General features: G+C 65.1%; 11 protein-coding genes. 4 read left to right on the top strand and 7 right to left on the bottom strand.

Features of this window, described 5'->3' with window-relative positions; translation table 11 throughout:
* Complete coding sequence (locus tag C7440_RS02565) at positions 1–1083, top strand: amino acid ABC transporter permease (protein WP_017525687.1); 1083 nt, start codon at positions 1–3, stop codon at positions 1081–1083.
* A gap of 15 nt (positions 1084–1098) precedes the next feature.
* Here C7440_RS02565 and C7440_RS02570 read toward each other — a convergent pair whose 3' ends face one another.
* Positions 1099–2385: a LysR family transcriptional regulator gene (locus C7440_RS02570; RefSeq protein ID WP_026068192.1), complete on the bottom strand. Its 1287-nt coding sequence runs from the start codon at positions 2383–2385 to the stop codon at positions 1099–1101.
* Between the two features lie 174 nt (positions 2386–2559).
* Here C7440_RS02570 and C7440_RS02575 point away from each other — a divergent pair, with 174 nt between their 5' ends.
* On the top strand, positions 2560–3603 hold the full coding sequence (locus tag C7440_RS02575; protein ID WP_040549572.1) for an ABC transporter substrate-binding protein: 1044 nt from the start codon (positions 2560–2562) through the stop codon (positions 3601–3603).
* A 66-nt stretch (positions 3604–3669) separates the two neighbouring features.
* Here the strand turns inward: C7440_RS02575 and C7440_RS02580 are convergent, their stop codons facing one another.
* From C7440_RS02580 to C7440_RS02595, 4 genes are read right to left on the bottom strand one after another with little or no spacing between them, the layout of a single operon-like run.
* The gene (locus C7440_RS02580) at positions 3670–5403 is read right to left on the bottom strand and encodes a thiamine pyrophosphate-requiring protein (RefSeq protein ID WP_116517363.1); all 1734 of its coding nucleotides are present in this window, start codon (positions 5401–5403) and stop codon (positions 3670–3672) included.
* The gene (locus C7440_RS02585) at positions 5384–6892 is read right to left on the bottom strand and encodes an aldehyde dehydrogenase family protein (protein WP_218940596.1); all 1509 of its coding nucleotides are present in this window, start codon (positions 6890–6892) and stop codon (positions 5384–5386) included. Before C7440_RS02585 ends, C7440_RS02580 begins: the two co-directional genes overlap by 20 nt.
* Before the next feature lie 27 nt (positions 6893–6919).
* On the bottom strand, positions 6920–8107 hold the full coding sequence (locus C7440_RS02590) for an alpha-hydroxy acid oxidase (protein WP_100224253.1): 1188 nt from the start codon (positions 8105–8107) through the stop codon (positions 6920–6922).
* 11 nt (positions 8108–8118) lie between these two features.
* Positions 8119–9195 carry a TauD/TfdA family dioxygenase gene (locus C7440_RS02595; RefSeq protein ID WP_116517365.1) on the bottom strand — a complete coding sequence of 359 codons (1077 nt, stop codon included), beginning with the start codon at positions 9193–9195 and terminating at the stop codon, positions 8119–8121.
* A gap of 398 nt (positions 9196–9593) precedes the next feature.
* Between C7440_RS02595 and C7440_RS02600 the strand changes: the two genes are divergently transcribed.
* Positions 9594–10268 carry a YiaD family glycine zipper/OmpA-like lipoprotein gene (locus C7440_RS02600; RefSeq protein ID WP_026068193.1) on the top strand — a complete coding sequence of 225 codons (675 nt, stop codon included), beginning with the start codon at positions 9594–9596 and terminating at the stop codon, positions 10266–10268.
* Positions 10269–10383: 115 nt separating this feature from the next.
* Here the strand turns inward: C7440_RS02600 and C7440_RS02605 are convergent, their stop codons facing one another.
* Positions 10384–10791, bottom strand: a complete 408-nt coding sequence (locus C7440_RS02605; RefSeq protein WP_165832423.1) for a helix-turn-helix domain-containing protein — start codon at positions 10789–10791, stop codon at positions 10384–10386.
* A gap of 132 nt (positions 10792–10923) precedes the next feature.
* On the opposite strand from C7440_RS02605, the gene C7440_RS02610 reads away from it, so the two are divergent.
* On the top strand, positions 10924–11757 hold the full coding sequence (locus C7440_RS02610; RefSeq protein WP_116517367.1) for a winged helix-turn-helix domain-containing protein: 834 nt from the start codon (positions 10924–10926) through the stop codon (positions 11755–11757).
* Here C7440_RS02610 and proB read toward each other — a convergent pair.
* The gene (gene proB, locus C7440_RS02615; RefSeq protein ID WP_116517368.1) at positions 11754–12902 is read right to left on the bottom strand and encodes a glutamate 5-kinase; all 1149 of its coding nucleotides are present in this window, start codon (positions 12900–12902) and stop codon (positions 11754–11756) included. The two genes, C7440_RS02610 and proB, sit on opposite strands and share 4 nt — an antisense overlap.
* Positions 12903–12960: the final 58 nt, after the last annotated feature.

The following is a 12960-nucleotide window of genomic DNA, read 5'->3' on the forward strand; positions in this document are numbered from 1 at the left end:
ATGGCCGGGCATGCGCAGCGGGCCTCTCCTTCCCAAGCGGCCTCCACCGGGAGCCCGGTCCGCGACCTGTTTTCAACGCCGCTGAACGCCCTCCTGACCGTGCTGGTGGCATGGCTGCTGCTGATGACCGTGCCCGCCGCCGTCGACTGGCTGCTGCTCGATGCCGATTTCAGCGCCGCCACGGCGCAGGAATGCCGGGCCGCCTCGGGGGCATGCTGGGCCTTCATCGCGGAAAAGCACCGGCTCATCCTGTTCGGCATTTATCCCTACGACGAGCAGTGGCGGCCTTTGCTGGCCAGCGTCCTGCTCGTGGCCTTGGTCGTATGCAGCTGCCTGCGCCGCTTCCGCAACGGGTGGCTGGCGCTTTGGTGGGCGGTGGCGCTGGCGTGCGCCGGCGTGCTGATGTGGGGCGGGGTGTTTGGCCTTGCCCATGTCGAGAACCGCTTGTGGGGCGGGCTGCCCCTTACCCTGATGCTGGCGACGTTCGGCGTGGCCGGCGCCTTCCCGCTGGGGGTCCTGCTTGCCCTGGGCCGCCGTTCCGAGATGCCCGCCGTCAAGGCGCTTTGCGTCGTCTACATCGAACTGATCCGCGGCGTGCCGCTCATCAGCCTGCTGTTCATGTCGTCGGTGATGCTGCCCCTGTTCCTGCCCGAAGGCGTCTCCATCGACAAGCTGCTTCGGGCCCAGATCGCCATCATCCTGTTTGCCGCCGCCTATATCGCCGAGACGGTGCGCGGCGGGCTGCAGGCCATACCCAAGGGCCAGTACGAAGGCGCGGCCTCGCTGGGCCTGGGTTACTGGCGCACCATGGGCAGCGTGATACTGCCCCAGGCCCTGGCCATTGTCGTCGGCCCCCTGGTCGGCATCTTCATCTCGCTGTTCAAGGACACTTCGCTGGTCATGATCATCGGCATCTTCGACCTGACCCAGGCCGCCAAGGCCGCCATCGCCGATCCTCAGTGGCAGGGCTTCAGCACAGAGGCCTATCTGTTCATCGGCGGCATTTACTTCGTGTTCTGCTTTGCCATTTCGCGCTACAGCCGCACGCTGGAGCGCCAGCAGCGGCCCGATGCCATGTGGTAGGGGCGCTGCGCCGGCTCAGGCCGCCCGCATCTCGGCCGCCACTTGCCGCACAGTGGCGATCAGCGCCGCTGCGCCCGGCGAGGGCTGGCTGCCCGCGCGCTGCGTCAGTGCAATGATGCGCGCGCTTTCCTCGAATTCGAAGTCGAGGGGCTGCAGTACGCCCAGCCTGCATTCCAGGTCCAGTTGCTGGGGCGACATGGCGGTTACAAGGTCGCTGCTCAACAGCAGGCTGCGCAGGACGGACAGATCGCTGGTCTCGACGGGGCTTTGGGGCACAGTGCCGCTCATGCGCTTGAAGGCCCTGTCGAAAACCGCGCGTGAAGGCGTGCGGCTCGTGGGCAACAGCCATTTGGCCCGCATGAGGTCGTCGATGCCGATGCGGGGAAGCTTGGTAAGCGGATGGCCTGCGCGGACAAAAAGAGACATTCTGTCGGTCAGCAGGGGTATGTGGTCAAGGTCGGCGGCGTCGTCCCGCTCGGCGGGTTGGGGGCCGACACCCGAACCCGGGGTATGGCCTTCATGGACTTCGTCCTGGCGCAGCGTGCCCAGGATGAAGTCGAGGTCGCCGGTGCGCAGGCCAGCCCTCAGCACCTCGGTGCTGCCGGGAACAATGGAGACGCACAGGTTCGGATGTGCTTCGAGCACACGCGCAATGGCCGTGGGCAGCAGGACGGTACGGCTGAGCGGATGCGAGCCGATATTGACGATGCCTTGCGTCTTGCCCGACAGCGCGGCGATGTCCGCCTCGACATGGCGCAACTCGGCCAGGGCGCGCTTGGCCCGCACGAGCAGGATATGGCCGGCCTCGTTGGCCATCATGCCCTTGGCGGTGCGATCGAACAAGGGTATGCCCAGGCTTGCCTCGAGCTCGCCTATAGAGGCGCTGACCGCCGGCTGGGTGATGCCGTGCGCCCTGGCCACGGTGGGCATGTGGTGCGATTGGGCCAGGTCGATGAATATGCGCAGCCTGTTTTCGTTGAACAGCATGTCGAACACCGGCGCGTTGGGCGAGCCGTTGGCCTTGCGCAGCCTGGAGGCCAGCTCGTTGCGCGCGAGCTGGAATTCGCCGGCTGCGCGTTCGGCCCGGTACAGCAGCGCTTGCCCGAAGGCCGTGGGCAGCATGCCGCTGGACCGGCGCTCGAACAGTTGGGCGTCCAGGGCCTGCTCGAGTTGCCGGATGGAGCGTGACACGGCCGATTGGGCCCGATAGAGCGTGTCGGCCGCCTTGCTGATGCTGCCTTGCTGGGCCACGGCGATGAACACCCTTAGGTGGCGCAGGTTCAAATGAACGGATGGATTCATGCGCAATAAGCAAATTCGCAGGGTATTTAAAGGTATTGCGATGGCCGCTCGCAAGGATTGAGTCGAGAATGAGCCGTGCGAAGAACACTATATAACGTTTATCGAAACCAGGGCGCGCTGCATACTGACATTGCCGCGGGCCAGATGCACGTACAGGAGGAGACAGACTTGAAGATGCAACGATTGAAGAGTTTCGTATGCGTATTGGCCGTGTGCGTCTTGCCGGCATTCCCGGCCATGGCCGCCCAGTCGCCCAGCATCCAGTCCTTGCTGGACAGCCAGAAGGGCGATCGCCAGGCGCTGATCGAGCAAGCCCAGAAAGAAGGCACGCTTACCGTCTATACCTCGATCGCCAATGCGGTGGCGCAAAAACTGAAAGCCGACTTCGAGAAAAAATACGACGTCAAGGTCAACCTGTGGCGCGCGGGAGACCGCTCCATCCTGCAGCGCCTCGGTTCCGAGGCCCAGGCGGGCAAGCCGGGCGCGGACATCGTCAACATGGGGACGCTCGAGATGGAAATGCTGCATCGGGACAAGATGCTGCAGCCCGTATCGTCGCCTTTGCAGGACGGATTGATCACAGGGTCGATTGCGCCGCACAAAGAGTGGGTCTCCACGTTCGTCAATCCCGTGGTGCAGGCCTACAACACCGGAATAATTCGCAAGGAAGATCTGCCCCAGTCGTACAAAGACCTGCTCGACCCCAAGTGGAAGGGCAAGCTGGGCATCGAAGCGACCGACGAAGAGTGGTTTTCGTCCGTGGTCAACAGCATGGGCGAAGAGGCCGGCCTGAAGTACTTTCGCAACCTTGTGGCGGGCAACGGGCTTTCGGTGCGCAATGGCCACTCGTTGCTGAACAATCTGGTGGCGGCGGGCGAGGTGCCGTTGGGCCTTACGGTGTACGGGCATTCGGTCATCTCGGCCCAGAAAAAGGGTGCGCCGATCGACTACGTACTGCTGCAGCCGCGTGTTGCGGTGTCGTTCAGCATGGGGGTCGCCGCCAAGCCGCGGCATTCCCACGCGGCGCTTTTGTTCTACGAATACATGCTTACCGACGGCCAGCAGGTGTTCGCGCAAAGCAATTACGTACCTACTCGAAAGAACATCGAAACGCCGTTTTCCAATGTGGAGTTCACCATCGTCGACAAGGCGGAGTTCCTTGACGAGTTCGACAAGTGGAATGAGCTCTGGCAGGAAATCATCGTGAAGCGCCAATAGGCCATTGCAGGAAGGCGGGCGAGCCCTTTTTGCAAAAGGCCCGCCCGCCGGGACGGCTGCCGGGTTTCAAATGCCCGGCAGCCGCACGTCCAGTACCGCGCACTGCCCTGATCTCGTGGCAGCAAGCGCCCGGGCCAGCATGCCCGGAAGCTCTTCGGCGGTTTGCACCGTCAGTGCCAGCGCCCCGCCGGCCGCCTGGGCGATGCCGCCGAAATCGGCAGAGGGGGCCAGGCTCACGCAGTCGCCGATGTCCATCGGCGAGCCGGCGCCATGGATACGCTTGAAGTTTTGCTGGGTGGCATTCCAGCCCTGGTTGTTGAACACGACCGTCAGGAACGGCGCCTGGTAGCGGCGCGCGCACCAGTAGACCGACGAGGGGTTGATGAAAAAGAACGAGCCATCGCCGGTAAAGCACACCACGTCCCGATCGGGCGCGGCAAGCTTGATGCCCAGCGCGGCTCCGCCCGCCCAGCCCAGAGAGCTGCCGCCGCTGCCGAAGAAGGTGCCCGGCTGCGTGCGCGGCAAGTGCTGAAAGACAGCGCTGGCGTTGGTTACCGCCTCGTTGACGACAATGGCGTCGGAATCCAGTAATTCGTTCAGGCAGGCCGTGACCATCTCGGGCGTGATCGTGCCGTCGGCACGCAGCGTCGCCTTGCGCTTCCAGTCGGCGCGCATCTTTTCATGGCTGCCGCGGGCTTCTTCCAGCCGCGCTGCCCGCCGGGCTTCGTCCAGGGGCGGCGCGCCGTCCAGCCAGGCATTCAATTGTCCAAGCGCCGTGGCGGAATCCGCGCGCAGGAATCTTTCCGAAGGCATGTACCACAAAGGTATCGTTTCTTTCAGGGGGTCCACATCCACGTAGAAGATGCGGGCTTCCGGGCGTGGCCGCTGCTTGCCCGATGGAATCCAGGGCACATCGCAATCGAGCACCACGATGACGTCGGCGTCGCCGATCAGCGCGCCGGCCTGATAGCCCTGGTGCAGGGGATGGTCGGCGGGAAAGTTCATGTGAATGGGGCGCTCTTCAACGACCCGCAGCGCAAGGCGTTCGCACAATCGCTGAAGCTGGCCCACGCAGGCGGCGTTGCGGCCCGAATAAGAGGTGATCAACAGCGGGTTTTCCGCCTGGAGCAGGGCGCGGGCGATTTCCGCCACATGCTCGTCGGGCAGCGCCGCCGCTTCCACGGGCCGCCATTGCGCGGCCGGCAGCTTTTGGCGGCTCACGTCCTCTTCGAGCACCTCGCGCGCGCCGGTAAGATACACCGGGCCCTTGGGATCGCTGTGGGCAATCTGCATGGCGCGCTGCACCAGCTGCGGCACATTCTTGCCCGTTCTGATGCTGTAGTCCCACTTGACGTATTGGCGCACGATGCCGCCCTGGTCGGGCACGTCCTGCAGGTAGGTGGCGGAACGGTTGCGGCTGCCCGGCAGCTCGCCTTCCAGCGTGAAGGGGGTCAGGCCGGCGAATATGAAGACCGGCACCCGGCCATGCAGCGCATTGCTGATCCCGCCGCCCATGTTCTGTGTGCCCACGTCCACGTGGACGAACACGGCCTGGGCCTGGCCCGTGACCTGGGCATAGCCATGTGCGGCCGCCAGCGCCATGCCTTCGTGGGGGCTGAGTATCACCTGGGGCATGGGGCGGCCTTCAAGCTTGGCCCGCGCCAGGCTCTGGACGATGCCCGCGTGGTCGCTGCCCAGATTGCCGAAGATGTGTGTCACGCCCGATTCGTGCAGCGCGCCGAGCAAAGCATCGCAGGCCGTGTATCGGCCGGCGGGGGCTTCAACGGGGTTGGGTAGCATGGTGGTCTTCCTTCTTGTGGTTGGCGCCGAGGGTGCGTTTGTCCAGGCTGACGGTGTGATGTTCGATGTATTCGGCCAGGCCGATGCGGGTACGGACCCGGCCGATGCCGCTTTGCTTGACGCCGCCGAAGGGAATATGGCGATCGCCCAGCCTGGTGCGGGCATGGCTGTTGATGAAGGTCAGCCCCGCTTCGATACGCCTGGCCAGTGCCTGGCCGCGATCGACGTCCCGTGTCCATATCGACGAGCCCAGGCCGTGCTCGGTTCCATTGGCCATGCGAAGCGCCTCGTCTTCCGAGCCGTAGGGCACGACGGGAATGATGGGACCGAACTGTTCGCCCACGACGACCGGTGCGTCGGGCGCGACCTTGCCGATGACGGCCGGCCGCAGGTAGTAGCCTTCATCCCATGTCTCGGGCGCCAGCCTGCCGCCCAGCTCGAGTACCTGGGCGCCGTCGCGGCGCGCACTGTCGACAAGGCCGCGGATGTGGCGGAACTGGTTGTGGTTGTTGACGGGGGCGAGCGTGGCGCGCGGATCGAGCCCGTACCCCACCTGAAGCCGGTCCACCGCTTCACACAGTGTGTCGAAGAAGGCCCCGTACATGGACTGGGGCACATAGATGCGCTTGACCGCATAACAGACTTGTCCCGACCTGACGAATATCCGCTTTATCAGGTGGGGAACGATCTCTTCGGGGGCGGCATCGTCCAGCACGATGGCCGGGTCGTTTCCGCCGAGTTCCAGCCCTATGTTCTTGACCGATTCGGCCGCGGCGGCCATGACGGCCTTGCCTGTTTCTATGCCGCCCGTGAAGGAGATCTTGCGCACCAGGGGGTGGCGGGTCAGTGCGGGGCCGATCTCGCCGTCGCCGTGCACGACGTTTACCACGCCGTCCGGAAGGAAGCGGGCGATGAGTTCCAGCGCCCGGGATACGGCCAGCGGCGCAAAAGGCGAGGGCTTGACGACGATGGTGTTGCCGCTGACGAGCGCCGGGGCGACCTTCGCCATGGTCAAGCCCATGGGCGCGTTCCAGGGCACGATGGCCGCGACCACGCCTCGCGGCGCTTTGTGGATCTGGATCAGGCTTTCGCCGTCTTCATGCTGTTCGGGTTTCAGGAAGTCTTCGGCGATCGCGGCGATCTCGCGCAGTGTCTCCACGCCGTTGGCGACGTCCCGGCGGGTGTCGGCGAGCAGCATGCCCTGTTCCCTGACCAGTGTTTCCGCCAGGGCGGAAGCCTCGGCCTCCACCGCCTGCGCGGCGTCCAGGATCAGCTCGATGCGCCGCGCCACCGGAATGTCGCGCCACGAAAGATAGGCCCTGTGTGCGGCGCGCACGGCCTGGTCGGCATGAGCGGCGTTTCCGTTGGCCACCATGGCAACCAGGCTTGATCGTTTTCCCGGGTCGCGCACTTCAAAGTAGTGATTTGTGGGAACCGCCTTGTTATCGATAAGGAGTTCCAGGCGTACAGTGGTTGGATTAGTCTGCATGTTGTCTGTGTAGTGGAAAAACGTGGGCTACGAATGAGTAAAGGCGCTGCGGGGCTGGGCCGGGCGCCACAAGGCGTCGGACCCCAGGTCGCCGACGCGCTGGCAGCCCACGTAGGCCATGGTGCGCCGCAGTTCTTCGCGCAAAATGTCCAGGGCCAGGCCTGCTCCGGCCTGGCCGCCGGCGGCCACCCCATAGAGCGTGGCGCGGCCGGCCAGCACGCCCTTGGCGCCCAGGGCCAGGCACTTGGCGATGTCGCTGCCGCGCCGTATGCCTGAATCGACCAGCACGGTTGCCTTGCCGCCCACCGCGGCGGCGATGCCGGGCAGCACTTCCAGCGTGGCCGGCGCGCTGTCCAGGTTTCGCCCGCCATGGTTGGACACCACGATGCCGTCCACGCCGCATGCGACCGCCCGGCATGCGTCTTCTTCCCGCATGATTCCCTTGATGATCAGCTTTCCCGGCCAGATGTCGCGCAGGCGGGCGACGTCTTCCCAGCTGAGCTGGTCGGCCCGTAGCTCGTTGGCATGGGTAACGTTCGAGGTGAAGCGCCGCTGGTATTCCGGCGGAAAGTTGGCGTGCCGGGGCATGCCGGTGGTGGCCAGGTAGCGGGCCAGCACCGAGGCCAGCCAGCGTGGGTGGCAAAGGCTGTCGGCGGCGCTGCGCAGGTTCAGCTTGTAGGGACTGTAGAAGCCGTTGCGGCGGTCGTGTTCCCGGTTGGGCCGATAGGGAATGTCCACCGTCCAGATCAGGGCCTCGAAGCCCGCGGCGGCGGCGCGCCGCACGAGATCATAGGACAGCGAGCGCTTGCGCCACATATAAAGCTGGAACCAGAGCCGGCCGCCGGCGCTTTCGGCGATTTCTTCCATGGGCGTGTTCGAGCCGGTGGCCAGCGTGAACGGCACGCCCGCCCGGGCGGCGGCGCGCGCCAGTTCGAGTTCGCCCTTGTACCAGCACAGGCCGGCGATGCCGGTGGGGGCAATCGCCAGGGGCATGGAAGCCGCCCCGCCAAGCAGCTCGCAGGCAGGCTGGACGTCGGAGACATCGGCCAGCACCCGTTGCAGAAGCTTGAGGGATTCAAGGGCGTGCCGATTGTTCTGCAGAGACAGCTGGTCTTCCGTGCCTTTGTCCAGGTAATCGAATACGCCTCGGGGCAGCCGGCGCCGGGCGGCGCTTCGCAGGTCGGCGACGTTGTAGCAGTGGTTCAGGCGGCGCATGGCGGGGCGCATCAGGCCGTTTCGCGCACGTCCAGCGGCGCGTTCAGCTGTACGCCCGCGGGCAGCACGCCCCGTCCCCTGAAGCCGTGGCGCTGTTCGGGGGGAATCGGACGATTGTCGGGGTCGTACAGCCACAGCCGCAGCAGATGGCGCTTGCGTTCGGGCTCGGGCCAGTCCTGGTAGTCGCGCCGCGTGTGCAGGGCGACATAGTTGTTCAAAAACTGTATGTCTCCGGGCTGGAAGGGGATGTCCAGCAGAAGCTCTTCCGCGATCTCGCGGTACAGCGCAATGGCCTCTTGCTGTTCGGCGCTCCAGGGAGGCACGCCGGGCAGGCCCTGGGCCTTGTCGATGGACGAGCCTGCGCCCACCGCGCTGAAGCGCCCTTCGTGGAAGGTGAAGATGGGCTGCTTGAACCAGGCGGGCTCGCCAGGATTGACGTCGCCCTTGCGCGAGCGATAGAAATCCTGGATGAGCACCTCGGCAAGATCGGGGCGCCTTTGAAGCAATGTGTTGTAGACGCTGACGGAACTGGCTACGCGGCTGGCCCCGCCGGCTTTCGCGGTTTGCAGGCACAGAAGCCCGACGTAGTCGCAGGGGTCTGAATGGCAGCGCATTTCCGCGCGTGTAAAGTAGCCCCGCGTGTTCGGGTCGGCATAGTCTCCACCCAGGTCCTTGACGTGTCCCAGGATGTGGCCCTGCATGTTCTGCGACATGGGGCGCCCCAGATACGAGCCCACGCCCAGGTAGGCGATGGCGGTCGCCTCGCGGTCCATTTGCCGTACCGGAAAGTTGCGCAGCATGACGATGCCCCGGCCGTTGCGAAGCTCTTCGCGCACGTCGGTCATGACGGAGGCGAAGCCGCCCTGCAGGCGAAAACTCTCGACCCCGGTTTGCGCCACGGCCGTGCCCATGCGGCGCTGGGCCTCTACGGCCTCGAGCACCTGCGCCTGGTCGTCGTCGGTCAGCCTGTAGCTCCAGGCGTCGATGTCGGCCATGTCTTGCGGCAGCCAGCCGGCGGGATCGACGACAGGCTGAAGCGGAACCGCGAAAGAGCGCTTCGCGGTGGAAAAGGTTCGGAAATCGGCCATGCGTGCTCCTTGTCGAGATCATGCATGTTGTTTATGAGTGGGTGGGCTGCGGGCCCTGGCTTGCATACAGCGATCTGTGTTGCCGCATCAGCGCCCTCATGGAGATTCTGTGCGATGCAAGGCTCGATCGCCATCGCAATTCCGTTAACCCGCCTTCGAATATCGTTATTGGCTTGGTAAACCAAATCGGCGGCGGGCTGCCTGGAACAATAAAGAATCGTCAAGAAGAAGGCGTGTGTCGTCGCGCGCCGCCGGCTGCGGCGGTAAGGTGGGCGGGTGGTCCCGGGGTACTACGGGATTCCTTCAAGGGAATCAATCTGTAACAGTGCTTGGGGACATGCATTGCTAGCATACGAATGCAGTGAGCGTTTTGTTGACTGAGACAAGGAGAATCAAAAATGAACTTATCAACGCGTGTGAATCGCACGGCGGTTTGCCTGTGCGCAGCGGCCCTGATGGCAGGCTGCGCCAGCGTCAACGAAGGCATGGGTGGAATGAGCTCCGGCGGCCGAACGGCGGTGGGTGCCGGAGCCGGGGCAGCGTTGGGCGCGGGCTTGGGGGCGCTGATCGGAGACAGCAGCAAGGCGGCCTTGATCGGCGCCGGCATTGGCGCCGTGGCCGGTGGCATCGCCGGATACAATTGGTCGGGCGTGAAGCAGGATGTCCAGCAATCGGGCGCCAGCAGCCTGGGCATCGACGTGATCGAAATGCCCGACGGCACGCTCAAGGTCAACATTCCCAGCCACGTGTCCTTTGATACGGGCAAGTACGACCTGAAGCCCGAACTCCTGCCGGTGCTCGACAGCGTTGCCCGTGCGTTGGTCCAGCATCCCGAGCTGCGCGCCAAGGCCATCGGTTATACCGACAGCACAGGCCCCGCTTCGGTCAACCAGACGCTTTCGGTCAATCGCGCCACTGCCGTCACCAACTATCTGGGCAGCAGGGGCGTCCCGGCCGGCAACATGACGGTCGAAGGACGCGGTCCGAGCAATCCCATTGCCGACAACAGCACAGCCGAAGGCCGCGCCAAGAATCGGCGCGTCGAGCTTTTCCTGTACGCGGTACAGCAGTAGCCACAGCCGGTTTGCGTCTTGCGGCCGCGGCCGGGCGCCCCTGGGGCGTCCGGCCTTTTTTAGGGCGCCGGACAAGGGCGAGGTCTGTTGCGCGATGCGAAGTGAAGGCGGGTGCTCAGTCCGGGTGGTTGTTGGGCTTCTGGATGAGCGATGCGATAAGGCCGGCAATGGTATTTTCGACCAGTTCGCGGTCGGCCTGGGAAAGCGACCAATATATTTCGGGTGAAATGTCCTTGAACGGCCAGTCGAGCACGGGCGGGGCGGGGTTGCCGTCGGCCAGTCCGTATCGCGAGCCTGCCAGTGCAGGCGCTTCGTATTCCATGGGGCCAGTGCCTTCGGCCAGCCATTGCGCGCTGATTCTCAAGGCCGTGGCAAGCTGAAAGATGGCCCGCGGAAAGTGCCGTGTATTGCTTTCGTAGTTGGCGATGGCGCCTTGCGAGATCTGGCAGGTGCGCGCCAGCTGGGCCTGGGTCAGGCCGCGCAGGCGACGGGCGAAGCGAAGTCGATCGGCAAACGTATTCACATACGTGATTGAATCGGCTTATTCAATCACATTGGAGATAAATTCAAACACAATTGAAATGATTCCATGTAAAATGATGTAACAGTAATACCGCTTTCCATTGTGGTTCCCGCCAGTCCAGTAGGGTGCGCCATGAGGCCGGTTGTTCTCTTCTATACCTTGCAAGCCGCTGCCGATTTCAGCGCATACACAGCCGCCCTCGTGCAGCACGGCTACGAAGTGCGGTATTGTGCCGACGCCGCGACCCTGCGCCAAGAGGCCAGGCTGGGGGCAGACCGCGCCGCGCAAGATGGCGAGCCGGTTCTTGCGATACTGGCCGCGGCCACGCCTTTCAATCGGGCCGCGGCCAGCATTCTGGCCGGCTTGCCCCGGGTGGGCGTGCTGGCGCAGGTCGATTCCTGCGACGATGCCGCGCTTGTTGCCACGCTGCAGCTGGGCATAGACGCCTGGTGCCCGCGCAAGTGCTCTCCCCAGGTCCTGGTGCTTGCCCTGCACAGTCTCAAGCGCCGGCTCGAAAGCTATGCTGCTGTCGTGCCCCGTCAAGCGGCAGGCCCCTCGCAGCAGGGCGAGGCGGCGGCAGGCTCGCCGCCGGCCTCCGAGGGCCAATGGCAGCTTCGCGACCAGGCGTGGGTGCTCGAAATGCCCTCCGGCCGCCGGCTTCGCCTCACTTCTTCCGAGCGCAATTTCATGCTCACGCTGCTTCAGAACCCCGACAATGCGGCCACCCACGACGATCTCTTCCACAGAAGGGGGCAGCGCCCGGCCGATGCACAAATGGCCAAGCAGCGGCTGGGGGTGCTGGTCAGCCGCCTGCGCCGCAAGGTCGAGCAGCACGACGACGAGCTTCCGATCAAGTCGGTGCACAACTGGGGTTATATGTTTACCGGCGGGCTGGTGCTGTGGGGCGCGGCCGCGGCATCGGGCAGTGGCGATGCGGCGGCGCGGCCGGACGAAGCCCCGCCTTAGGCGGGGCGGCGCAAGAACACCATGTTGTCGCGATGGATCAATTCGGTGTCCGACATGCTGCCCAGTATGTCGGCGATCTTGCCGCTGGGCTGGCGCATGATGCGACGGGCGTCGCTGGCTGAATAGTTGATCAGGCCGCGTCCGCATTCCACCCCGTGTTCGTCGATGCAGGCCACCACGTCGCCGCGCTCGAACTCGCCTTCGACGGCGATCACGCCGATGGGCAGCAGGCTTTTGTGGCCCTGGGTCAGGGCCTGCACCGCGCCTTTGTCGAGCATGACGCGGCCGCGCAGGCGCAACTGGTTCACCAGCCAGCGCTGGCGGGCCGAGCGCACCGGAAGCAGCGCCCGAAGCTCGGTGCCGATGCGTTCCCCGCCGGCCAGCCGCAGCAACACATCGGGTTCGCGTCCCGAGGCAATAACGGTGCTGCCGCCGCTGTTGGCCGCGCGCCGGGCCGCCAGCACCTTGGTCAGCATGCCGCCGGTGCCTATGCCGCTGCCCGCGCCGCCGGCCATGGTCTCAAGCGCGGGGTCGCCGGCCTGGGCGGTGGATATCAGCTCGGCCGAGGGGTCTTTTCTGGGGTCGGCGCTGTACAGGCCCGACTGGTCGGTAAGAATGACCAGGGCTTCGGCTTCGATCAGGTTGGTCACCAATGCGCCCAGGGTATCGTTGTCGCCCAGGCGGATCTCGTCGGTGACGACCGTGTCGTTTTCGTTCACGATCGGCACGACGCCCAGGTCGAGCAGGGTGTACAGGGTGCTGCGCGCGTTCAGGTAGCGGCGCCGGTCGGACAAGTCTTCGTGGGTCAACAGTATCTGGGCCGTGCGCAGCCCATGGCCGGCGAACGCGACTTCGTAGGCCTGCACCAGGCCCATCTGGCCCACGGCCGCGGCGGCCTGCAGTTCGTGCATGGTATTGGGCCGGCGGGCCCATCCCAGGCGGGCCATGCCCTCGGCGATGGCGCCGCTCGAGACCAGTACCACCTGCCTGCCCTGCGCGTGCAGTGCCGCTATTTGCGCCGCCCACTGGGCCACGGCGGCCAGGTCCAGCCCGCGTCCTTCGTTGGTGACGAGCGACGACCCCACCTTGACGACGAGGCGCTTGGATTGAGAGACGACCGGCGTGGCTGTATTGGCGGGGGACATCTGGCTGGGGCCTGTTAACACTGAAGGGGCAGTCGCATGAATCCGGACTGGCGGCGGG

Origin of the sequence: Pusillimonas noertemannii, assembly GCF_003096595.1 — a bacterium.
GTDB classification, from domain to species: domain Bacteria; phylum Pseudomonadota; class Gammaproteobacteria; order Burkholderiales; family Burkholderiaceae_B; genus Pusillimonas; species Pusillimonas noertemannii.

Coding starts and splice junctions, on each gene's coding strand:
- C7440_RS02565 (WP_017525687.1), top strand. CDS start 1: ATGGCCGGGCATGCGCAGCGGGCCTCTCCTTCCCAAGCGGCCTCCACC.
- C7440_RS02570 (WP_026068192.1), bottom strand. CDS start 2,385: ATGAATCCATCCGTTCATTTGAACCTGCGCCACCTAAGGGTGTTCATC.
- C7440_RS02575 (WP_040549572.1), top strand. CDS start 2,560: ATGCAACGATTGAAGAGTTTCGTATGCGTATTGGCCGTGTGCGTCTTG.
- C7440_RS02580 (WP_116517363.1), bottom strand. CDS start 5,403: ATGCTACCCAACCCCGTTGAAGCCCCCGCCGGCCGATACACGGCCTGC.
- C7440_RS02585 (WP_218940596.1), bottom strand. CDS start 6,892: ATGCAGACTAATCCAACCACTGTACGCCTGGAACTCCTTATCGATAAC.
- C7440_RS02590 (WP_100224253.1), bottom strand. CDS start 8,107: ATGCGCCGCCTGAACCACTGCTACAACGTCGCCGACCTGCGAAGCGCC.
- C7440_RS02595 (WP_116517365.1), bottom strand. CDS start 9,195: ATGGCCGATTTCCGAACCTTTTCCACCGCGAAGCGCTCTTTCGCGGTT.
- C7440_RS02600 (WP_026068193.1), top strand. CDS start 9,594: ATGAACTTATCAACGCGTGTGAATCGCACGGCGGTTTGCCTGTGCGCA.
- C7440_RS02610 (WP_116517367.1), top strand. CDS start 10,924: ATGAGGCCGGTTGTTCTCTTCTATACCTTGCAAGCCGCTGCCGATTTC.
- proB (WP_116517368.1), bottom strand. CDS start 12,902: ATGTCCCCCGCCAATACAGCCACGCCGGTCGTCTCTCAATCCAAGCGC.